18 protein-coding genes, 1 other RNA gene and 2 pseudogenes are annotated in these 20,438 nt (G+C 62.0%); 17 read left to right on the forward strand and 4 right to left on the reverse strand.

Features of this window, described 5'->3' with window-relative positions; translation table 11 throughout:
• The first annotated feature begins 89 nt into the window (after positions 1 to 89).
• A complete protein-coding gene (locus tag H3V09_RS01150) occupies positions 90 to 929 on the forward strand; it encodes an aldo/keto reductase (protein WP_198190668.1) in 840 nt (279 codons plus the stop codon).
• A 120-nt stretch (positions 930 to 1,049) separates the two neighbouring features.
• Here the strand turns inward: H3V09_RS01150 and H3V09_RS01155 are convergent, their stop codons facing one another.
• Positions 1,050 to 1,760: a GTP pyrophosphokinase gene (locus H3V09_RS01155; RefSeq protein WP_232339392.1), complete on the reverse strand. Its 711-nt coding sequence runs from the start codon at positions 1,758 to 1,760 to the stop codon at positions 1,050 to 1,052.
• Positions 1,761 to 1,911: 151 nt separating this feature from the next.
• On the opposite strand from H3V09_RS01155, the gene miaB reads away from it, so the two are divergent.
• The 3 genes from miaB to H3V09_RS01170 are packed head-to-tail and all read left to right on the forward strand — an operon-like array spanning position 1,912 to position 4,883.
• Entirely contained in the window at positions 1,912 to 3,312 is a 1,401-nt protein-coding gene (miaB, locus tag H3V09_RS01160) for a tRNA (N6-isopentenyl adenosine(37)-C2)-methylthiotransferase MiaB (protein WP_232342043.1), read from the forward strand.
• Entirely contained in the window at positions 3,299 to 4,327 is a 1,029-nt protein-coding gene (gene miaA, locus H3V09_RS01165) for a tRNA (adenosine(37)-N6)-dimethylallyltransferase MiaA (RefSeq protein ID WP_198190670.1), read from the forward strand. The genes miaB and miaA overlap by 14 nt, the downstream gene beginning before the upstream one ends.
• Positions 4,328 to 4,361: 34 nt before the next feature.
• Positions 4,362 to 4,883, forward strand: coding sequence for a MerR family transcriptional regulator (locus H3V09_RS01170; protein ID WP_198190671.1), 522 nt, complete (start codon positions 4,362 to 4,364; stop codon positions 4,881 to 4,883).
• Positions 4,884 to 4,893: 10 nt separating this feature from the next.
• Here H3V09_RS01170 and H3V09_RS01175 read toward each other — a convergent pair whose 3' ends face one another.
• Positions 4,894 to 5,604, reverse strand: coding sequence for a Fic family protein (locus H3V09_RS01175; protein WP_198190672.1), 711 nt, complete (start codon positions 5,602 to 5,604; stop codon positions 4,894 to 4,896).
• 101 nt (positions 5,605 to 5,705) lie between these two features.
• Between H3V09_RS01175 and H3V09_RS01180 the strand changes: the two genes are divergently transcribed.
• The 8 genes from H3V09_RS01180 (at position 5,706) to H3V09_RS01215 (ending at position 13,257) form a co-directional block, all read left to right on the forward strand.
• Entirely contained in the window at positions 5,706 to 8,429 is a 2,724-nt protein-coding gene (locus H3V09_RS01180; protein ID WP_198190673.1) for an FtsK/SpoIIIE family DNA translocase, read from the forward strand.
• 107 nt (positions 8,430 to 8,536) lie between these two features.
• Positions 8,537 to 9,142 carry a CDP-diacylglycerol--glycerol-3-phosphate 3-phosphatidyltransferase gene (pgsA, locus tag H3V09_RS01185; protein ID WP_046322772.1) on the forward strand — a complete coding sequence of 202 codons (606 nt, stop codon included), beginning with the start codon at positions 8,537 to 8,539 and terminating at the stop codon, positions 9,140 to 9,142.
• Between the two features lie 11 nt (positions 9,143 to 9,153).
• A complete protein-coding gene (locus H3V09_RS01190) occupies positions 9,154 to 9,708 on the forward strand; it encodes a CinA family protein (RefSeq protein ID WP_046323724.1) in 555 nt (184 codons plus the stop codon).
• Between the two features lie 256 nt (positions 9,709 to 9,964).
• Positions 9,965 to 10,483: a helix-turn-helix domain-containing protein gene (locus tag H3V09_RS01195; protein ID WP_110425112.1), complete on the forward strand. Its 519-nt coding sequence runs from the start codon at positions 9,965 to 9,967 to the stop codon at positions 10,481 to 10,483.
• A 145-nt stretch (positions 10,484 to 10,628) separates the two neighbouring features.
• On the forward strand, positions 10,629 to 10,862 hold the full coding sequence (locus H3V09_RS01200) for a DUF3046 domain-containing protein (RefSeq protein ID WP_024627845.1): 234 nt from the start codon (positions 10,629 to 10,631) through the stop codon (positions 10,860 to 10,862).
• A 228-nt stretch (positions 10,863 to 11,090) separates the two neighbouring features.
• A complete protein-coding gene (gene recA, locus H3V09_RS01205; protein WP_198190674.1) occupies positions 11,091 to 12,245 on the forward strand; it encodes a recombinase RecA in 1,155 nt (384 codons plus the stop codon).
• A 275-nt stretch (positions 12,246 to 12,520) separates the two neighbouring features.
• Positions 12,521 to 12,817 carry a hypothetical protein gene (locus H3V09_RS01210; RefSeq protein ID WP_198190675.1) on the forward strand — a complete coding sequence of 99 codons (297 nt, stop codon included), beginning with the start codon at positions 12,521 to 12,523 and terminating at the stop codon, positions 12,815 to 12,817.
• Positions 12,818 to 12,819: 2 nt separating this feature from the next.
• Positions 12,820 to 13,257, forward strand: coding sequence for a regulatory protein RecX (locus H3V09_RS01215; protein WP_046322778.1), 438 nt, complete (start codon positions 12,820 to 12,822; stop codon positions 13,255 to 13,257).
• A gap of 36 nt (positions 13,258 to 13,293) precedes the next feature.
• Here H3V09_RS01215 and rnpB read toward each other — a convergent pair.
• Positions 13,294 to 13,671: RNase P RNA component class A (gene rnpB, locus H3V09_RS01220), an RNA gene on the reverse strand.
• 177 nt (positions 13,672 to 13,848) lie between these two features.
• On the opposite strand from rnpB, the gene hpf reads away from it, so the two are divergent.
• From hpf to trpD, 4 genes and pseudogenes are all read left to right on the forward strand, one after another.
• The gene (hpf, locus tag H3V09_RS01225) at positions 13,849 to 14,523 is read left to right on the forward strand and encodes a ribosome hibernation-promoting factor, HPF/YfiA family (RefSeq protein ID WP_110425114.1); all 675 of its coding nucleotides are present in this window, start codon (positions 13,849 to 13,851) and stop codon (positions 14,521 to 14,523) included.
• A gap of 225 nt (positions 14,524 to 14,748) precedes the next feature.
• A pseudogene (secA, locus tag H3V09_RS01230) lies at positions 14,749 to 17,257 on the forward strand (preprotein translocase subunit SecA); the annotation flags it as partial.
• A 260-nt stretch (positions 17,258 to 17,517) separates the two neighbouring features.
• Positions 17,518 to 17,703, forward strand: a pseudogene (locus tag H3V09_RS09140) (SEC-C metal-binding domain-containing protein); the annotation flags it as partial.
• Between the two features lie 230 nt (positions 17,704 to 17,933).
• Complete coding sequence (gene trpD, locus H3V09_RS01235) at positions 17,934 to 19,034, forward strand: anthranilate phosphoribosyltransferase (RefSeq protein WP_110425116.1); 1,101 nt, start codon at positions 17,934 to 17,936, stop codon at positions 19,032 to 19,034.
• Between the two features lie 96 nt (positions 19,035 to 19,130).
• On the opposite strand, the gene H3V09_RS01240 is transcribed toward trpD, so the two are convergent.
• The gene (locus H3V09_RS01240) at positions 19,131 to 19,676 is read right to left on the reverse strand and encodes a hypothetical protein (protein WP_198190677.1); all 546 of its coding nucleotides are present in this window, start codon (positions 19,674 to 19,676) and stop codon (positions 19,131 to 19,133) included.
• Between the two features lie 48 nt (positions 19,677 to 19,724).
• Here H3V09_RS01240 and H3V09_RS01245 point away from each other — a divergent pair, with 48 nt between their 5' ends.
• The gene (locus H3V09_RS01245; RefSeq protein WP_046322784.1) at positions 19,725 to 20,414 is read left to right on the forward strand and encodes a lysophospholipid acyltransferase family protein; all 690 of its coding nucleotides are present in this window, start codon (positions 19,725 to 19,727) and stop codon (positions 20,412 to 20,414) included.
• The last annotated feature ends 24 nt before the right edge of the window (positions 20,415 to 20,438 follow it).

The following is a 20,438-nucleotide window of genomic DNA, read 5'->3' on the forward strand; positions in this document are numbered from 1 at the left end:
AAGCAACAACTCCTCCCATCTTGCCTGACAGATAGAATGAACAGACAACATGTCACGGCCTTCGATTGGCCGACAAGGAGTATGCCTATATGACAGGAAACGTCACCGATACCGCCATCACCCTCAACAATGGGGTCAGCATTCCCCAGCTGGGGCTTGGGGTCTTCCAGACACCCGACGGCGAGGCCACCAGCCAGGCCGTCACCTGGGCCCTGCAGGCGGGCTATCGCCACATCGACACCGCCATGATCTACGGCAACGAGCAGTCAGTGGGGGAGGGTCTGCGCCGCTCTGGAGTTGACCGGCGGGATGTCTTTCTGACCACCAAGCTTTGGAATGACGACATCCGTGCGGGACGAACCAAGGAGGCTTTCAAAGAGAGCCTGGACCGGCTGGGTGTAGACTACCTGGACCTCTACCTGATCCACTGGCCCGCCAAGGGCTGGCAGCAGGCCTGGGAGGACATGGAGGAGCTCTACACCCAGCGGCGGGTGCGGGCCATAGGGGTCTGCAATTTTCAAAAACACCACCTTGACGAACTGCACACCATCAGCGGCACCAAGCCGGCGGTCGACCAGATCGAGTCCTCGCCCCAGTTCGTCAACGGCGACCTGATCGACTACTGCCATGGCACCCTACGAGTGGATGTGGAGGCCTACAGCCCATTGGGAGGCACCGGCGGCAACCTGCTGGCCGACCCCAGGCTCAAGGCCATGGCCGAGCGCTATGACCGCTCCCCGGCGCAGATCGTGCTGCGCTGGCACCTGCAGCGTGGGGTCATCGTCATCCCCAAGTCCACCCACAAGGAGCGGATTGAGCAGAACGCGCAGGTCTTCGACTTCGTGCTGAGCGATGAGGATATGAAGGCCATCACCGCCATGAACAGGGACGAGCGCACAGGCGCGGATCCCGACAACTTCGACTTCTGACGGATAGTGGTACAGGAGGAGACCCGACCTTGAAGGCGGGGCCTCCTCCCGGGACCCGGCAGAAGCCCCAACCCTTCCACCTGGCCTAGTTCCTATGGTAAAGGATTTGTGAGGATTCAGCTAATCGTTACTGCCACTGATGGCTTCGTCGTCGGACTCCTGCTCCTGGGGCGAACCCGAGATGTCTCGGTGGATGGACTGCATCTGCACCTCGATGTTCTGTAGGGAGCGGGCGCAGTCCAGCAGGGTCTGCGAGTGCTCAGCCAGGCGGGCGTCGGGCAGGTCGGATTTGTAGCGCAGCTGGTGCTCCAGGGAAGCCCAATAGTCCATGGCGATGGTGCGGAACTGCACCTCGACCGGCGTGTAATGGGGGCCAGAGGTCAGGAAGACCGGCACGGCGTAGATGACGTGCAGGCTGCGGTAGCCGTTCATCTTGGGGTTGCGGATGTAGTCCTTGACCCTCAACACCTGGATGTCCGACTGGTCGGAGAGGTAGCGGGAGACCGAGTAGACGTCGTCCCGGTAGTTGCAGATGACGCGCACGCCGGCCACGTCGAAGATGTGATCGCGAACCGAGGGGATGGTGACGGGCAGGTTCTTGCGGTGCAGCTTGCCGATCAGGGAGTCCACGCTCTTGAGCCGACGCTCCATGTGGTGGATGGGGTTGTGACTGAACCGGACCTGGAACTCGGTGTCCAGCACGTCCAGCTTGGTCGAAATCTCGTACATGGCCCCCTCGTAGGTCTGCATGAGATTGACGAATTCCGTTATCTCGTCGATGTCCAGCTTGGGACGGTCCTTTTCGTCCAAGTCTGACAGTCGCTGCTTCATTTCGGATGCGCTCATGGCACTGTTACGGTCAAGTATCACATGAACCTCCCATGCCGCCGTTCGTAACCATGACTCATGGTACGCACAGGCCCCGATGGCCGCGGGACCCGACCTGCGCATACAATCATGGCTTATGGAAGCAGGCGAGGGCATGAGCGTGACCGCTCAGCGTAAGGACAGCAGGGGCGTCTACTATGTACGGACCCTGGGCTGCCAGATGAACGAGCACGATTCCGAGCGGATCGCTGGGGTGCTCCGGGACCAGGGCTACCAGCAGGCTACGCCCGAGCAGGTTCGCGCGCGCGAGGTGGACGTGATGGTACTCAACACCTGCGCCGTGCGCGACAACGCCACCCAGCGCATGTACGGGACCATCGGACGCTGGCACAGGTTCAAGCAGCACAAGCCCGACACGCGCATCGCCGTGGGCGGCTGCATGGCCCAGAAGGACCGGGAGCGGATCATAAAGGCGGCGCCCTGGGTGGATGCGGTCTTCGGCACCAGGGATATCGGCTCGCTGCCCGGCCTGCTGGACAAGGCCCGCAAGGACGGGCGGCCCCAGGTCGGTGTTTCGCAGGAGCTGCGGGATCTGCCTGGGCGGCTGCCGGCGGTCAGGGCCTCGCGCTCGCAGGCCTGGGTGTCCATATCGGTCGGCTGCAACAACACCTGCACCTTCTGCATCGTGCCCTCGGTGCGCGGACGGGAGCGGGACCGGTCCATGGACGACATCCTCCAGGAGGTTAAGGATTGCGTCCGTTCCGGGGCCCGCCAGGTGACCCTGCTGGGGCAGAACGTCAACTCCTATGGCTGGTCCACCGGGGACCGCTACGCCTTCGCCCGGCTCCTGCGCGCCTGCGGCCGGGTGCCCGGGCTGGAACGGATCCGCTTCACCTCGCCCCACCCTGCGGCCTTCACCGACGATGTGATCGCGGCTATGGCCGAGACGCCCACGGTCATGCACCAGCTGCACATGCCCCTGCAGTCGGGCTCCGACCGGATTCTGCGGGCCATGCGGCGCTCCTACCGGTCCCAGCGTTTTCTGGACATACTTGACAAGGTGCGGGCCGCTATGCCCGATGCCCTGATCACCACCGACATCATCGTAGGTTTCCCCGGAGAGACCGAGGAGGACTTCCAGGCCACCATGGATGTGGTGCGCCGGGCGCGCTTCTCATCGGCCTACATCTTTGAGTATTCGCCCCGTCCGGGCACGCCGGCCGCGCGCATGCCCCAGTTGCCCAAGGCCGTGGTCCAGGATAGGTTCGAGCGGTTGCAGGCCCTGCAGGAGTCCATCACCATGGAGCACATGCAGGCCTTCCTGGGCAGGCAGGTGGAGGTACTGATCGGCGACGGGCACGGCCGGCATGACGGTAGCACCCATCGGGTGACCGGGCATGAGCGCACCGGCGTGCTGGTCCACGTCGGCGTGCCCAAGGGGATGCCTGCGCCAAAGCCCGGGGACCTCGTGACCTGCACCGTCACCCAGGCCGGACCCCACTATCTGATTGCTGATCCGGATCCGCAGGCAGGTCAGGTTTATGACATCCGCTGAAACGGAGCAGCTTGCCGGGGAGGGGCCACGTATCGTCTCTATCGTGGGTCCCACGGCCTCGGGCAAAACCGCCCTGGGCGTGGCCCTGGCACAAGCTCTCCAAAAGTGCGGGCAGGAGGCTCAGATCGTCAATGCCGATGCTTACCAGATGTACCGGGGAATGGATGTGGGCACGGCCAAACCTTCGGCCCAGGAGCGGCAGGCGGTGGTCCACCACCTGATCGACATCATCGAGCCGGAGGAGGCCATGAGCGTGGCCCGCTTCCAGACCATGGCCCGGTCCCTGATAGCTGACCTGCGGGCGCAGGGAATCAGGCCAATCTTGGTGGGCGGATCCGGGCTCTATACCCGGGCTGTCATCGACGATCTGTCCTTCCCCGGCACCGATCCGGCGGTCAGGGCCAGGCTGGAGGAGCGGGCCCAGGAGGAGGGCCCCGGTCTGCTCTTCCGCGAGCTGCAGGACCGGGACCCGGAGGCTGCGGCCCGGATGGACCCTAGGAATGTACGGAGGACTGTGCGGGCTCTGGAGGTCATGGAGATCACCGGACGGCCCTATTCGGCCAGCCTTCCCCGGTACCGCTACCTCTTGCCCGCCCTGCAGCTGGGGCTGGACCTGCCCCGGGAGGAGCTGGATCGCAGAATCGACCAGCGCACCCAGGCCATGCGCGACCAGGGGCTGGTCGATGAGGTGGGCGAGCTTCGGAACCGTCTGGGGGCCACGGCCTCACGCGCCCTGGGCTATCAGCAGATTCTGGACTATTTGGACGGCCGCACTGACCTGGATGCCGCCTTCGAGCTGATAGCGCAGAAGACCAAGCGCCTGGCCCGCAAGCAGATGGGCTGGTTCGGCCGCGATCCGCGCATCCACTGGCTGAATGCCCTGGCCCCGGACCTGGCCCAGCAGGCCCTGGACCTGGTGGACCAGGCCGACCAAGGCTGCTTCGACCAGGCGGACGCCCAAGCCGACCAATCGGACCAGGGGAGGGTGACCAGACACCATCTGGGCGCGCTTTGACTTCAAGTACTTGAAGTTCCTAGGCTGGACGGGTATGACCACCATCACGCAGCCCCAGGCTGAAACCCAGACCGTCCAAACCCAGCCCGACCATGAATCAGGGCCCTGGTACACCATCCGCCAGGCCTCGCTCATGTCGGGGATGCCGGAGACCACCCTGCGCTATTACGAGACCATCGGCATCATTCCGCCCATCGCCAGGGATCCCTCGAGCGGCCACCGCTGCTATAGCCAGGAGGATCTGGATCTGCTGGAAACCATTTCCTGCCTGAGCGCCACCGGTATGTCCCTGGAGCACATGCGGGAGTATCTGGGCAACCGCGCGGCGGGAGCCGAGGCCGCCGGACGGCAGATCGAGCTCCTGGCCGAGCAGGAGCGGCGGCTAGATCAGCGGATGGCCGATTTGCGCGCACGGAAGCGGTATGTGGAGCTCAAAATACAATACTGGGGGCACGTGCGCGACCACGACCAGGCCGGGGCGACGGAACTGATCAATCAGAGTGCCCAGATTATCGAGGCCGCCAAGCGCAGCGGCAACGAGCGGCTGGCAGGCTGAGGCTGTCGGCTCAGTGGGCTGGGCCCTGGTCCCATCCGGCTATCAGAAATATTCTGGTTGGGTTGACCGGGCGAACCATGCCTGCAATCAGGGTCTGCAGGTCGTCGGTGTTGCCCCGGAGCGCTCGCTGGATGGCCCGGCGGTGGGCGGTCGGATCGGCCCGTCCCCAGTCCAGGTCCCAGCCGGCATCGTGGGACAGGCGCGAGAGGAAGATGCGCAGGGTCATGCCGTCGCAGTCGGCGAAGGGATGCAGGTAGGAGAGCTCGTCGTAGTAGTGGCCCAGGCGCTCCACGAAGACCGGACGGTCCAGGCTGGCCAGATTGCGTTCGGCGGCCAGCTCCTGGCCGATGGCAGCGGCTCCCTGCTCCAGCATGGTCGCTGGATACAGGCTGGCGTTGTCGTCTGGTTGAGGTCGGCGCAGCGCTCGCTCTTCCGGCAGGCTGGGCAGCAGCCGGCGGTGGATGGCTCGCAGCTCTTGAAGGTCGCCCTCAGTCGCCCAAGGCCGCTGACAGACCAGGATGGTCCGCAGAAAGAGGGCATCCGCCTTGGCGTTCACCTTGGCCTCCAAGCGCCGGGCCTGGTCGACCAGCGCTTCGGCCTGCTTCCTGCCCGCCATAAAGTCGCTGGCCGCCTGTAGGGCCGAAGAACTGGGTTGACGGTCATCCAGAAGCAGGTTGCGCAGGGCGAAGGCCACGGCGCTCTGACGTTCGGCTGGTGTCATGCCAACGATGCTAGCCCTGGCGGTCCCCCGTCTGAAAGAGTTGTGCACACTGACCCGGCAGGCCCGATGCGGACCGGGGTTCTAGGTAGGCTGAAAGGGTTATGACACGTAAGCAGCGAGCAGACGCAAGCGGTCGCGGCCGGACCGCATCCAAGGACAGCCAAGATCCTGAACCCTTCTGGCACAAGGCCTTGCTGGCCCTGCCCCGGGGCTTGGGATCCCTGGTGCGTGCCGTGGCCGGCAAGAACGGCGACAACTCTGCCTACCGCAAGGATGGGCTCTGCTTCGTGCTGGTCATTCTGGCTGTGCTCTTCTGTGCCAGCGAATGGTTCCGCGTGAATGGCTTCCTGGGACGGGGACTGCATGCTCTGGCTGCGGGCGTTCTGGGACTCTGCAGCATCATCCTGCCGGTGGTCCTGCTTTTCGCGGCCTTCCGTTTGGTCTGCTACACCGGGCGCGAGGCCGGCAACCTGCCTGTGGTGGGAGGCCTCATGGTGGTGCTCTGGTCGGTCTGTTCCATTCTGGACGTGCTCATGGCCTCGGATTATCGCGGCTTCGACATGAAGGCCATAAGCGACTCAGGCGGCCTTCTGGGGTTCTTCCTGGGTTCGCCCCTGGCCTGGGGGCTTTCCAAGGTCTTCGCCGTCATCATCTTCGTCCTCGTGGCCATTTTCGGCCTCTTCATCACCTTTAGATTCCATATGAGCGACCTCATGGCCTGGCTGCGCGGGAAGAGGACCCGTGCCTCCAGCCCGGCTTCGGCTCAGACCGCTCCCAACGAGGTCAGGCTGGGGGACGACACCCTGCCACTAGCGTCTGGCGTGCCCACTCACCAGGAGTCGGATCAGGAGGATGACCAGGATTCCCGCAAGGGTGGGGTGGCCGGTTGGTTCGATCGACTGCTGCATGGCCGTATCGGCAAGGACACGGACACCCATCTGGAGCGTTACGAGGCTGACGAGCCTTTCTCCCAGGCGGCCTCGCTGGAGGGGGCTGACCAGGGTGATCAGTCGGCGCAGGATGCTGAATCTGACCAGGTGTCCACGCAGAACATGCCCGCGGTGGAGGCACCGGCCACCGCCGCCCTCTTGGATGCCAGGGAGCAAGGGCATCCCAAGGTGGATCCGGCTGCCTTGTCCGGCGTGGGGGCCTCGGACCCCTGGGCCGCTGCCGCTGCCGCAGCCGACACTGTGCAGATGGATGCCCAGCCTGCTCCGGGAGCGGGGAATCAGCCGGCCGGAGCCCAGGGTGCAGGAGCCCAGGCTGTCGGCGTGTCGAGTTCCTCCGATGACCGCCAGGTGGACGAGAGTCGACCCTACGTGCTGCCCAGCACGGACCTCCTGGTCAAGGGCAAGCCACACGCGGTCAGGACTTCGGCCAACGATGCGGTCATCAAGGCCCTGCAATCAACCTTCCAGCAGTTCGACGTGGACGCCAAGGTGGTGGGCTTCCTGCGCGGTCCCTCGGTCACCCAGTACGAGGTGGAGTTGGGCCCGGGCGTCAAGGTGGAGAAGGTCACCAACCTTCAGCGCAACATCGCTTACGCGGTGGCCAGCTCGGACGTGCGCATCCTCTCGCCTATTCCTGGCAAGTCGGCCATCGGCATCGAAATTCCCAACGTGGACCGCGAGATCGTCCACCTTGGTGATGTGCTGCGCTCCGACAAGGCCCAGCAGGACGACAACCCCATGATGACCGCCGTGGGCAAGGACGTGGAGGGCCACTATGTGACCGCCGACTTGACCAAGATGCCTCACCTGCTGGTGGCCGGTGCTACGGGTTCGGGCAAGTCAAGCTTCATCAACTCCATGCTGGTTTCGCTGATCATGCGGGCCACGCCGGAGCAGGTCCGCCTGATTATGGTGGACCCCAAGCGCGTGGAGCTGAGCGCCTACGCCGGCATTCCCCACCTGCTCACGCCCATCATCACCGAGCCCAAGAAGGCCGCCCAGGCCCTGGAGTGGGTGGTCAAGGAGATGGATGCCCGCTACGACGACCTGCAGTTCTTCGGATTCCGGCACATCAAGGACTTCAACAAGGCCGTGCGCGAGGGCAAGGTCCACGCCCCGGCTGGTTCCAATCGCAAAGTAGCCCCTTATCCCTACCTGGTCGTGGTCGTCGACGAGATGGCTGATCTGATGATGGTGGCCAAGAACGACGTGGAAAGCTCCATTCAGCGGATCACCCAGCTGGCGCGTGCCGCCGGCGTCCACCTGGTCCTGGCCACCCAGCGGCCTTCAGTGGATGTGGTCACCGGCCTGATCAAGGCCAACATTCCCTCCAGGCTAGCTTTCGCCACATCTTCCTCCACGGATTCCCGAGTCATTCTGGATGCCACTGGCGCTGAAACCCTGATCGGCCAGGGCGATGCCCTCTTCTTGCCCATGGGCCAGGCCAAGCCCACCCGTGTCCAGGGAGCCTGGGTTTCTGAGTCCGAGATTCGCAAGGCGGTGGATTATGTGCGCACCCAGCGCAAGCCCCACTACCGCGAGGACATTGAGCAGATGGCCGATAAGGCCGACCACAAGAATGAGATCCAGGAGGAGATCGGCGACGACATGGACGAACTGCTCCAGGCGGCCGAGCTGGTGGTGACGACACAGTTCGGATCCACCTCCATGCTCCAGCGCAAGCTGCGTGTGGGCTTCGCCAGGGCAGGGAGGCTGATGGACCTGCTGGAGTCGAGGGGAATCGTAGGGCCATCGGAGGGTTCCAAGGCCCGCGAGGTGCTCATTCAGCCGCCGCAGCTGCAGCAGGCTCTGGCCTTCATCCGCGGTGACGCCACCTCCATGGATCCCGCCCCGGATGAGCAAGCGCAGGGCTGAACATTGGTCCAAAAAGCTAGGCCTGGTCTACCGTTATGATGAAACTGCCGCCCGGCAAGTATTGTTGGACGGCCCGAGCGCACCAGTATCGCGTATAAGGAGTGGCAATGCAGGAGCATGCCGAGTCAGAGACCGGTCGTGAGAGGCGCAGGCTTCTCGAAGGATGGAATTCACCCCCAAATCTGGTCACCTACACCCGTATCCTCCTGGTCCTGGTCTTCATCGCCCTGGATCTGATGGCCGGTCCCTGGGGGGAGCGCAGGCCTGGTATGCGGTGGACCGCAGCAGTGCTCTTCATCCTCGCCGCCTCGACCGACAAGCTGGACGGGTGGCTGGCCCGCCGGTACAACCAGGTGACCGAGCTGGGTAAGCTCATGGATCCCATCGCCGACAAGTTGCTGATCTGCTCGGCGCTAGTTGTGGCATCCGTCTTCGGCGAACTCTGGTGGTGGGTCACCCTGCTCTTCCTGGTGCGGGAGCTGGGCATTACCCTGCTGCGGGTCCTGGTCATCAATAGGCAGGGACGGGTCATCGCCGCTTCCCAGGCTGGCAAATACAAGACCTTGTTTGAATGCATCGGTCTGGGCATGCTCATGGTGCCCCTGTCGCCGGTCTGGCCCTGGTACCTGGTGACCACCCGCGTGGTAATTCTGGTGGCCCTGGCCCTCTGCCTCTATTCGGGAGCGGAATACGTGATAGGGATGCGGCGATGATTGGCAAGAGCATGCAGGGCCGCTGCGATGACCTGGCTGGAAGGATTATCGACACCTGCCGTGATTCGGGCCTGTTGCTGGCCGCTGCCGAATCGCTGACCGGGGGGCTGCTGGCCGATGCTTTCGTCAGGATCCCCGGTGCATCAGACGTCTTCCTTGGGTCAGCCGTCACTTACGACATCGCCGCCAAGGCTGCCATCCTAAAGGTGGATCAGGACCTGCTGGCCACCCAAGGCGCAGTTCATCCACGCGTTGCCCAGGAGATGGCCGAGGGAACGGCCAGGCTCTACACCCGGCCAGGGCACGAGGACACGGTCATCGGTATGGCCACTACAGGTGTAGCTGGTCCGGGTCCTGATGGGGATGATCCTGCCGGACTGGTCTACATCGGTCTGGCCTTACCAGTCCGGGTGATGGGTGGCCGTATGGAGACTGGCCTTCAGTCCCATGCCTACCGGACCTATGCTTATGAGTTGCACTTGGATGGCGACCGGGAGCAGGTGCGCAGGGGCACGGTCATGAGGATTCTGGACCAGCTGGATCGGGCCCTGCATTCGCGGGGCTGAGGGCATGATGTGGTAAGTTGCTTTTACAGCTTCTGCAAGCCGACGCCGGGTCTTGCGCCTGCAGTATTTGCTGTAGCTGGCAGGCCTAGGGAAAGAGGCTAGCTGTATTGAGCCATCCCTCCTGGCTCTGGTCTTTCACATACGTGACGTTGGTCACAAAATGGGCCTTCCGGGTTCCTCCCCTGGAATAATCTATGTGCTCGTCTGTTGGTCATTGCGTAAGAAGTTGAACGCGATAATGGCGAAAGGGGCTGCTATGGCCAGCACCGAGACCGTGATGACTCGAACCAACAATACCTATGATGTCAAGCCAGCCGCACCCGGAGTGGAGCGTAATGCGCGGGTTCGTGATCTGACACCCGCCCAGCGTCGTGCCGTTGTCTTCGCCCAGCAGCAGGTGATTCGTGCCAAGGCCGCTAAGAAGGCCAAGGAGGAGCGCCAGGCCAACCTGAACAAGATGTGGATGGAGGAGGACGGCATGGAGGCCAGCCGTCAGCGGGCAGCCTCCGCCAACGACGGCCGTGCCGTCACCCACACCGTCTCTCTGCGCGAGGCCCTGGGCCACGTGCTGCGCGAGCTGAGAACTAATGATCACAAGACCCTGCGTGAGGTCAGCGAGAAGGCAGGCGTCTCTCTGGGCTACCTGTCCGAGGTGGAACGTGGCCAGAAGGAGGCCAGCTCTGAACTGTTGAGCTCCATCGCCGACGCGCTGGGCCTGGGTGTGCCTCAGACACTGCGGATGGTGGCGGACTATCTGGAGTCCACTCAGGAGTAAGCACGTCCGATCCGGCTGGTTGATCCGGCGGACCGTTCTTGAGGGCGTCCGGTTCTTATGAACCAGGCGCCCTCTTCTGCTGACTGTCGGTTGCTACCGTAGAAGGGGTGTGACAAGGTGGGCCTTGGACGAAAGGTGATGTCGGGTGCGTGAACGGGAATTCTGGCAACTGCTGGAGGAGGTCTTTGGCCGGGTCTACGGACGCAGTCTGGCCCGCGACCAAAGGCTGACCGCCTTGGATGCCATGACCGTTATAGAGGCCCTGGATGCAGGCGTGGAGCCGCGCGTAGTTTGGAACGTGCTCTGCGATCAGATGGAGATCCCAGACTCCCGCCGCTGGGGGAAGGACCACAATGCGCCGCCCTTGCCGGCAGCCTGATCAGCGGGTTTTATCCTCCGCGAATTTATTTCCTGCCCCAGGCGATTTTCGAACATTTGTTCGCATGGTCGGGTATACTGATACCCATGGTCCGGTGACCATCGGCACGTTCGACCACATCGGGCGCCGGGACTGCAGACGGGTTCCGACGACGGATAGGCTGTCAATCGTGAGGTTGTCAATCAGGATGTCGTCATCGTGAGGTCGGTTACGAAGAAGGAGAGCCATATGGCACGTCAGAGCAACAGTGGCAAGGCGAAGAAGGAAGAGGAGAGCGGGATCGACCCCCGTCGCCAGGCAGCCTTGAACACGGCCCTCGCGCAGGTGGAAAAGAGCTTCGGCAAGGGTTCGGCCATGCGCCTGGGTGATAAGCCTGCCCAGGACGTGGAGGTCATCCCCACAGGGTCCCTGGCTTTGGACATGGCCCTGGGCATCGGTGGACTGCCCCGCGGCCGCATCGTCGAGATCTACGGTCCTGAGTCCTCGGGCAAGACCACCCTGGCCCTGCATGCGGTGGCCAATGCGCAGGCTGGCGGTGGAGTGGCTGCCTTCATCGATGCCGAGCACGCTTTGGATCCCGAGTACGCCAAGAAGCTGGGTGTGGACACGGACTCTTTGATCGTCTCCCAGCCAGACAACGGCGAGCAGGCGCTGGAGATTGCCGACATGTTGATTCGTTCGGGCGCCTTGGACGTTATCGTCATTGACTCGGTAGCCGCCCTGGTGCCCAAGGCCGAGATTGAGGGCGACATGGGCGACAGCCATGTGGGTTTGCAGGCCAGGCTGATGAGCCAGGCCCTGCGCAAGATGACCGGCGCCCTGTCTCAGGCCAACACTACGGCCATTTTCATCAACCAGCTCAGGGAGAAGATCGGCGTCTTCTTCGGCAGCCCGGAGACTACCACTGGCGGCAAGGCCCTGAAGTTCTATGCCTCGGTCCGCCTGGACATCCGCCGTATCCAGACTCTGAAGAACGGCGACGAGGCGGTGGGCAACCGCACCAAGGTCAAGGTGGTCAAGAACAAGATGGCTCCGCCTTTCAAGGTGGCCGAATTCGACATCCTCTACGGAGAGGGCATCTCCAAGGAGGGTTCGGTTCTGGATATGGCCTTGCAGACCAATATTGTCAAGAAGTCGGGGTCCTGGTTCACTTATGAGGGCGATCAGCTTGGTCAGGGCAGGGAGAACGTCCGTCAGTTCCTCAAGGACAACCCTGGCCTGACTGAGGAGATTGAGGATAAGGTCAAGGTTGCCTTCGGCCTTATCCCTGCTCCCCCCGAGGATAACAACGACGATCAGGCTGATGCCGACCAAGGCAGCAAGGAAGACGACTCAGCTCCTGTCGACGTCAACGGCACTGTGCCTACTGCCCAGGCTGCATGACCCGATGATCTCGGCTGAGGACTTCCTCAAGGAAAATCCTGTCCGACTGGTTCAGGCCGAGGATTCTGCCGACTCCAGCACAGAGCCGCGGGATTCTCGACCGGACCGGTTCCAAGCAGACTCCGCAGGTGCGCCTGGCTCGGCAGGTTCAGTAGGTGTGGCGGGTATGGGAACAGTCCCAGATTTCGCTACTGATTCGCGGTCTGACTCAGGCTTTCCGCATGCCGTAAATTCCCTGCCCACTGCGGATGTTCGCCCCCTTGCTAGCCAGAAGAATGACAGCTACAAGGAAGACAGCAGCCCAGTGCAAGCCGCTGCCCTGGGGCTGGAGCATGGCGCTCGATTTGGAGGGAGTCTGGAAGATATTGACAGTGCTGCCAATACTGATATGTCTGACGAATCACTGGCAGGTCACCATACTTCCCGGGGGCACCGTTCTTGCCGGGGTTTTGACAGAAAGGCCCGCCGTCGTGGCCGTCACCCACGTGCTGGCGGCTTTGGCGGAGGTTCCGCGCCTGCAGTCCCACGAGCAGATGCGGATGACGCAGATGTTTGCAGGGAGGCTGCCCTGACTTTGCTGGATGCGGCGGCCCGTTCAAGCGGAGCCCTGGCCCGTCGTCTGGCCGACAAGGGGTTCGACACGAACGTGATCAATCAGGTGATCGACCGGTTGACCAGACTGGGTCTTGTGAATGACCAGGCCTATGCCCAGGATCTTCTGCGTTCCTGCCTGCATCGAACACTGGGGGAGCGGGGCGTGCTCTCGGAGATGACCCGCAAGGGTCTGGATTCAGGACTGGCTGCTCAGGTGGTGGCCCAGGCCTCTCGTGAGGGACTCTTCGTCGACTCAGCCTATGAGCTCGGTCGCAAGGTGGCCCGCAAGACAGCCGGACTCGATCTCAAGGTACGCAAACGGCGATTCTGGAGTGCTGGATCCCGCAAGGGCCACAGTCCCGACCTCCTCAACCAGGTCGCAGCAGACCTTTTCGCTTCTGACGACCCTCTTGATTGAGCTGATTGCTGCCAAAGCACCACACAGTAGAAGAGAAGATGAGACCTCTCATATACCCCGGGTTCTGTCATCGACCGGATAGAAATCCGGACGACGGATGGCCATCCATCTCGACCTGACGTTGCCGCCAGGCTCTAGCGGCCTACCCGAAGGCGGGACGAGCAACCCCTGAATGCCTTCTGCTTGGCCTTGCTCCCGATGAGGCTTGCCATGCGGTCGGCGTTACCGTCGACCCGGTGGTCTCTTACACCGCCGTTTCACCCTTACCCGTCTTTACAGGACGAGCGGTCTGTTCTCTGTTGCGCTATCTCTCAGGTCGCCCTGGGCGGACGTTATCCGCCATCGTGCTCTATGGAGCCCGGAAGTTCCTCAACCCTTCCCAAGAGGAGGGGCCGCGGCCATCCGAGAGGTCTCGGGGATACAGCATAGCGGAACTGAACGACCGTACCAGTGGTGATGATTCCGCTGTGGCCTCAAGCTCAATCAGTGAGTCAGCCTTGCTCTTCGGATACAATCGGAAGCACAGTCGATGGTGACCAAGTCCGCCATCGCACCAGCGGTTCGTCCGCTCACGAGTGCAAGGAGATTCCCATGGAGATCGTCATTACCGGTCGACATACCCAAATCAAGCAGCGGTTCCGCGATGTTGTGGACAGCAAGATGAACAGGGTGACGGCCATCGCCCCCGATGCCCAGCGCATCCAGGTCGTTCTGACACATGAAGGCAATCCCCGCCAGGCTGACAGCGCCAAGAGGGTGGAGCTCACTGTCCAGGCCGGCAAGACCGTGATTCGCGCCGAGGCCTCCAGCGCCGACGAGTTCAGCGCGCTGGACATGGCTTTGGACAAACTGACCCAGCGTCTGCGGCGAGTCCGCGACCGCCGCAAGGATCACCGCCGGGGACTGGAGCATCCGCCCCTGCCCGTCGATCTGCCCGTGGATAATCAGGCAGGCGATCAGGGAGAGCAGGGCCAGGAGTCCAATCCCGACAACAGCGCCCAGAGCGCCGTGGCCTCGGACCTGGCGCCGGGCCAGTCAGTCGAAGTGCAGGTGGGGGACACCCCTATCGTCATTCGTCGCAAGCTGCACATCGCGGAGCCCATGAGTATCGATGAGGCCCTATATGAGATGGAGCTGATCGGCCACGACTTCTTCCTCTTTGTCAACAAGGAGACTAAGCGGCCATCGGTGGTTTACCGTCGGCACGGATGGAGCTATGGCGTCTTCGAGATCGATACGCCTGAGCATGTAGGCCGAAAGCAGTAACCGAAGAACGGATATTGAACTGTGGGGCGATTCCCCGGCGGCAGGTTGTCTGACCACCGGAGAATGGCCCTTCTTCAATGCCTGGTCCAGCTGCTAAGGCCGAAGCTGGGTTTGTGGAACAAGCGGTTTCGAGAAAATCGGTGCATTCGCGTAAGATAATCAAGGTCTGGGCCTACGCCAGCTGAGGGCGTGTGAAGGCCATAAAGAAACGGTAGGGAGCGCAACGTGGTAGCAGTCTTGGACAAGGTCCTCCGTATGGGCGAGGGTCGTCAGATTCGCAAGCTTCAGGGGGTGGCCAAGGCGACGAACGCCTTCGAGGATCAGATCTCGGCCATGAGTGATGAGGAGCTCAAGGCGCAGACGCCTAAGTTCAAGCAGCGATTGGAGAACGGCGAATCCCTCGATTCCCTAATGCCCGAAGCCTTCGCCACGGTACGCGAGGTTTCCAAGCGCACCCTGGGCCAGCGGCATTTCGATGTCCAGCTGATGGGTGGAGCGGCCCTGCACTGGGGCAACATAGCCGAGATGAAGACCGGAGAAGGCAAGACCTTGGTGGCTACCTTGCCCAGTTATCTGAATGCCCTGGAGGGCAAGGGCGTGCATGTGGTTACGGTCAACGACTACCTGGCCTCCTACCAGAGCGAGCTTATGGGGCGCATCTTCCGCTTCCTGGGCATGAGCGTGGGCTGCATCATCACCGACCAGCGCCCCGCCGAGCGCCGCAAGCAATACCAAGCGGATATCACCTACGGCACCAACAACGAATTCGGCTTCGACTACCTGCGCGACAACATGGCCTGGGACAAGGACGAGCTGGTTCAGCGCGGACACCACTTCGCCATCGTGGACGAGGTGGACTCCATCCTGATCGACGAGGCACGAACTCCTCTGATTATTTCCGGCCCGGCCGAAGGCGACGTGACCCGATGGTATCGGCAGTTCGCCAAGCTGGTCCCCAAGCTCACCAGGGATGAGGACTACGAGGTCGACGAGAAGAAGAAAGTCGTCGGCATCCTGGATCCCGGCATCACCAAGGTGGAGGACTACCTGGGCATCGACAACCTCTATGAGCCCGCTAACACCGCTCTGATCGGGTACCTGAACAACGCCATCAAGGCCAAGGAGCTCTTCCTGCGCGACCGCGACTATGTCGTCCAGAACGGCGAAGTCCTGATCGTGGACGAGCACACCGGCCGTTTGCTCAAGGGACGCCGCTACAACGAGGGTCTCCACCAGGCCATCGAGGCCAAAGAGGGTGTGGAGGTCAAGGCCGAGAACCAGACCTTCGCCACCATCACCCTGCAGAACTACTTCCGTATGTACGACAAGCTGGCGGGCATGACCGGCACGGCAGAGACCGAGGCCGCCGAGTTCATGAATACCTACAAGCTGGGTGTGTTGCCCATTCCCACCAACAAGCCCATGATCCGCAAGGATCAGGACGATCTGATCTATCGCTCCAAGAAGGAGAAGCTGGCCGCCATCGTCCGCGATGTTGCCAAACGGCATGCAAAGGGCCAGCCGATTCTGCTGGGCACCGCATCCGTGGAGTCCTCCGAGGTGGTCTCCTCCCTGCTGGACGTGGCCGGCATCGACCATCAGGTCCTCAACGCCAAGCAGCATGCGCGTGAGGCTGCGGTTGTGGCAGTCGCAGGGCGCAAGGGGGCCGTGACCGTGGCCACCAACATGGCTGGACGCGGCACCGATATCATGTTGGGCGGCAATGTGGAGTTCCTTGCCGATCAGAAGCTCAAGGAGCAGGGCTACTCGCCAGACGACACACCAGAGGAGTATGAGAAGCGCTGGCCCAAGATGCTGGACTCCGTTAAGGAGCAGGTCAAGGACGAGCATGAGGAGGTCGTCAAGCTGGGCGGCCTCTATGTGCTGGGCACCGAGCGGCACGAGTCCCGTCGAATCGACAACCAGCTGCGCGGCCGTTCCGGCCGTCAAGGTGACCCCGGTGAGTCCAGGTTCTATCTGAGCTTGGAGGATGACCTGATGCGCCTGTTCAACACCCAGCTGGTGGCCCGAATGATGTCCTCCAAGAGTCTGCCCGAAGGTCAACCCATTGGCACCAAAAGTGTCTCCAAAGGTGTGCGCAATGCACAGAAGTCCGTTGAATCCCGCAACTACGAGATTCGCAAGAACGTGCTCAAGTACGACGACGTGATGAACAAGCAACGTCAGGTCATCTATGGCGAGCGTCAGGCCGTGCTCAAGGGTGAGGACATTCATGAGGACATCCTCCGCTTCATCCGAGAGACCGTGACCTCATACATCCGCGGGGCTCAGAACGGTTCGGACAAGCCAAAGGACTGGGATGCCGACGGGCTCTGGAAGGCGCTGGCCTCCGTGTATCCGATCAGTCTTGATCAGGATGAGACCATGGACTCCTTGGAGGATCTAAAGGGTGACAAGGCCGTTAAAGCCTTGGCCGACAAGGTCGTGGAGGATGCCGATTCCATCTACCAGGAGCGTGAGGATGAGCTGGGCGAGAAGAGCTCCAGGCAGCTGGAGCGCCAGGTGGTCCTCTCCGTCCTGGACAGCAAGTGGCGTGAGCATCTCTACGAGATGGACTACTTGAAGGACGGCATCGGCCTGCGCGGCATGGGTCAGCGTGACCCTCTGGTCGAGTACCAGCGTGAGGGCTACCAGATGTACAACTCCATGATCGATGCCATTAAGGAGCAGACTGTACAGCTGCTCTTCAACGTGGACCTCAAGCAGATCGCGGCCAGCCAGGAGAACGAGCGGCGGGCCCGCGAGGAGCGCAAGGAGAATGAGGAGGGCCAGTCCGAGCCGGTCAACTATCAGGCGCCTGAAGAGCCTGATGCCGAGGACGAGACCACTGACATCGAAGAGACTGCCGAGGAGCGTGACGAAGGTGCTCCTGCTGGTAGCGTCCAGGAGGATTCGGAAGAGGATTCCGATAAAGACTCTTCCGAGGATATCGCTGAAGCGAGCGAGACTGATGACGCTAGCGCTCCGGCTCCGGTAGGACCTGCGCCCATCAGTCATGCCGAGGGCAAGGTTCCCGCCAATAAGAGGCCTAAGGCCGTAGAAGATCACTCGCCCTGGGCCGATGGCCGTACCTTCCCAGGCACGCCTCGAAACGCTCCTTGCCCCTGCGGGTCTGGACGCAAGTACAAGATGTGCCATGGCCAGAACGAGAAGAAATGACACGTATGCATAATCTGCAGCGGACTGCCTAGGCAGGGTTGCTGATCTACTTGACGGCCATCGCTCATTAGGGCGGTGGCCGTTTCCATATATTGGATTAGGTGCTTCCATATATTGGTAGACAAGTGACCGAAATGTGGGATGTCCTTGTGTCAGGGAGGGGCAGGGCAGTAAACCTAGAGCAAACAGCAGGGCATCCAGCCCCGCTTCTTCGAAGGAAAAGAGTCATCATGCGGCCACTTAGCTGGAAATCCGTCCTGAACTCCTTGGTGTCCGGTCGACACCTGAGCGCGGATGAGGCCGAGTGGTGCATGAACGACCTGATGGACGGAAATGCCGACCCGGTGCAGGTGGGGGCCGCCCTGTCCATGCAGTCCACTCTGGGTCTGACCAGTCCGGAGGTCGAAGGGGCTGCCAAGGCCATGGTGGGTCATGCGGTGCCGCTGAAGGTCAGTGGCGACGTGACCGACATCGTCGGTACTGGCGGCGACGGGGCTGCAACAGTCAACCTGTCGACCATGGGCGCCATCGTGGCTGCAGCAGCAGGAGTCAGGATCGTCAAGCACGGCAACAGGGCCGCATCCAGCAAGAGCGGCACCGCCGACTGTCTGGAACAGCTGGGTCTTCCCTTGGATCTGCCGCCCAAGGAGGTGGCCGCCATGGCTGACCGCTACGGCATCACCTTCGTCTTTGCCAAGACCTTCCACCCTGCCATGCGCTTTGCAGGACCTGTCCGCTCGTCGCTGGGCATTCCGACCGTCTTCAACCTGCTGGGACCCTTGACCAACCCGGTTAACCCGCGCTATGTGGCCATTGGATGCGCCCAGCGTCAGCTGAGCCCCATGATGGCCCAGGTTTACGCCTCACGCGGTCAGGAGGGCATGGTCTACACCTCGGTCGAAGGCCTTGACGAGATGGCCCCGACCGGCCCGGTTTCCATTTGGGAGATACACCAGGGCAAGGTGGAGGAGCGGTCCTTCGACCCGACTCGTGAGCTAGGTATTGATCCGGTCGATCTGGATGACCTACGCGGCGGCGATCCAGCTTTCAATGCCAGTGTCGTCAGGGACTTCCTGGCTGGAAAGTCGATTCCCTCCCGTTCAACAGCCCTGCTCAATGCAGCGTCGGCCATCGTAGCTGACGGCACACAGATCGAAGCTGATCCCGAAGCCGATCTGAGTGTCCGGTTTGCTCAGGCCTACCAACTGGCTACGGAGGTTGTGGACCAGGGCAGGGCCGCCGACCTGCTAGCCGCCTGGATTCACGGAGCCCAGGAGGCGCAGACCCGCTGCCAGCAAGAGGAACGGGCACGTCGCCCGATCTTGGTGTAGGTTCACGGTTGCCACAACTGTTCGGGCCTCGCTGGCTGATGTTTCTGCCAGCGAGGCCCGAACGTATTGGCGGCTTATATATGGCGGCTCACAGCTTCATCGCCGGTAGTGTCGTTCGTCATCATCGAAGAGGCCACTTGAGGCATCGCGGAAGTTCTTCCGGTCAATGATCAATCCTGCGATGCCTATCAGCAGAAGCAAGCCCGCCAGCAGGCCGGTCAAGCCGGACCAGCGGGGGATCAGGATGGTCAGGAAGAAGCAGACCAGGCCCAGCACCGTCATGATGATGAAGGCCATCCGCCTTTTGCCAAGGTCGCTCAGGTCAGGGTTAGGCGGCGCAAAGTTCGACGACTGGTCCATGACCTCGTCGGTGTCCAGCCAGCTCCTGCCCTGGAAATCGCGTGGCCCGGAGCCGCCGACGAAGGAATCGCGCTTCAAGTCCTCGGCCCTCAGCGCTGCCTTCTTCTCGGACTTCCGAGCTTTCTTTTCGAATTCCTTGGCCGTCTTGGACGATTCCAGGGAACCTAGTTCGTCAGCGTGCGAGTTCAGGAAGTCCATCCACTCATCGTTCCCCTGTGAGGACCCGGTTCCCGCCTCGCTGTTATACTGATTCCCGGCGTCGTTATGCTTGTGCTCGGTCATAGAACCATCGTAACCTCGGCCGCACGCATTCGCTACCAAGGAGTCTCTGTGCTGTACTGGTTCTTCGTCAAATTGCTCGGTCCGTTGGCGCGTACCTGGTTCAAACCGACCGTTGAAGGCACGGGGAACATTCCCAAGCAGGGGGCTGCCATCATCGCTTCCAATCATTTGGCCGTCATCGACGATGCCCTCCTACCCATCACCTGCCCGCGGATGATCCACTTCATGGGCAAGGCCGAGTACTTCAACGGCAAGGGAATAAAGGGCAAGTTCAAGAAGTGGTGGTTCAGCTCGGTCGGAGTCTTCCCCGTCGATAGGTCGGGCGGCTCCAAGTCACTGGGAGCCATGGAAACCGCACGTTCCATCCTGGAACACGGACATATCTTCGGCATCCATCCAGAGGGTACGCGAAGCCCTGACGGCAGGCTCTACCGCGGGCACACCGGGGCGGCGCGGCTTGCCTTCGAGACTGGAACGACAGTGGTGCCCACCGCTATCATCGGTACTCGGCAGCTTCAGGAACCCGGCCATGTGCTTCCACACCGCGGCAAGACCAAGGTCATCTTCGGCAAGCCCATTACTGTGCCCTATGTGCCGGTCAACAGCCTCACCCACGAGGAGATCCGCAACCTGACCGACAGGATTATGCAGGAGATCGAGGAGATGAGCGGGCAGCGCTACGTGGATGTGTATGCTCAGGTCATCAAGGCGCATGAGAGCAAAGAAGAACTGGGCTGACGACGGACTGCAGGGAATAGCGTA

Origin of the sequence: Bifidobacterium sp. M0399, from assembly GCF_016100595.1 — a bacterium.
In the GTDB taxonomy this organism is placed as follows: Bacteria; Actinomycetota; Actinomycetes; order Actinomycetales; family Bifidobacteriaceae; genus Bombiscardovia; species Bombiscardovia polysaccharolytica.

What these genes read in the sequence shown, in the direction of transcription:
- H3V09_RS01150 (WP_198190668.1), top strand. Translation starts at nt 90, where the DNA reads ATGACAGGAAACGTCACCGATACCGCCATCACCCTCAACAATGGGGTC.
- H3V09_RS01170 (WP_198190671.1), top strand. Translation starts at nt 4,362, where the DNA reads ATGACCACCATCACGCAGCCCCAGGCTGAAACCCAGACCGTCCAAACC.
- H3V09_RS01240 (WP_198190677.1), bottom strand. Translation starts at nt 19,676, where the DNA reads ATGACCGAGCACAAGCATAACGACGCCGGGAATCAGTATAACAGCGAG.
- H3V09_RS01155 (WP_232339392.1), bottom strand. Translation starts at nt 1,760, where the DNA reads ATGAAGCAGCGACTGTCAGACTTGGACGAAAAGGACCGTCCCAAGCTG.
- H3V09_RS01175 (WP_198190672.1), bottom strand. Translation starts at nt 5,604, where the DNA reads ATGACACCAGCCGAACGTCAGAGCGCCGTGGCCTTCGCCCTGCGCAAC.
- trpD (WP_110425116.1), top strand. Translation starts at nt 17,934, where the DNA reads ATGCGGCCACTTAGCTGGAAATCCGTCCTGAACTCCTTGGTGTCCGGT.
- miaB (WP_232342043.1), top strand. Translation starts at nt 1,912, where the DNA reads ATGAGCGTGACCGCTCAGCGTAAGGACAGCAGGGGCGTCTACTATGTA.
- miaA (WP_198190670.1), top strand. Translation starts at nt 3,299, where the DNA reads ATGACATCCGCTGAAACGGAGCAGCTTGCCGGGGAGGGGCCACGTATC.
- pgsA (WP_046322772.1), top strand. Translation starts at nt 8,537, where the DNA reads ATGCAGGAGCATGCCGAGTCAGAGACCGGTCGTGAGAGGCGCAGGCTT.
- H3V09_RS01190 (WP_046323724.1), top strand. Translation starts at nt 9,154, where the DNA reads ATGCAGGGCCGCTGCGATGACCTGGCTGGAAGGATTATCGACACCTGC.
- H3V09_RS01180 (WP_198190673.1), top strand. Translation starts at nt 5,706, where the DNA reads ATGACACGTAAGCAGCGAGCAGACGCAAGCGGTCGCGGCCGGACCGCA.
- recA (WP_198190674.1), top strand. Translation starts at nt 11,091, where the DNA reads ATGGCACGTCAGAGCAACAGTGGCAAGGCGAAGAAGGAAGAGGAGAGC.
- H3V09_RS01210 (WP_198190675.1), top strand. Translation starts at nt 12,521, where the DNA reads ATGACAGCTACAAGGAAGACAGCAGCCCAGTGCAAGCCGCTGCCCTGG.
- H3V09_RS01195 (WP_110425112.1), top strand. Translation starts at nt 9,965, where the DNA reads ATGGCCAGCACCGAGACCGTGATGACTCGAACCAACAATACCTATGAT.
- hpf (WP_110425114.1), top strand. Translation starts at nt 13,849, where the DNA reads ATGGAGATCGTCATTACCGGTCGACATACCCAAATCAAGCAGCGGTTC.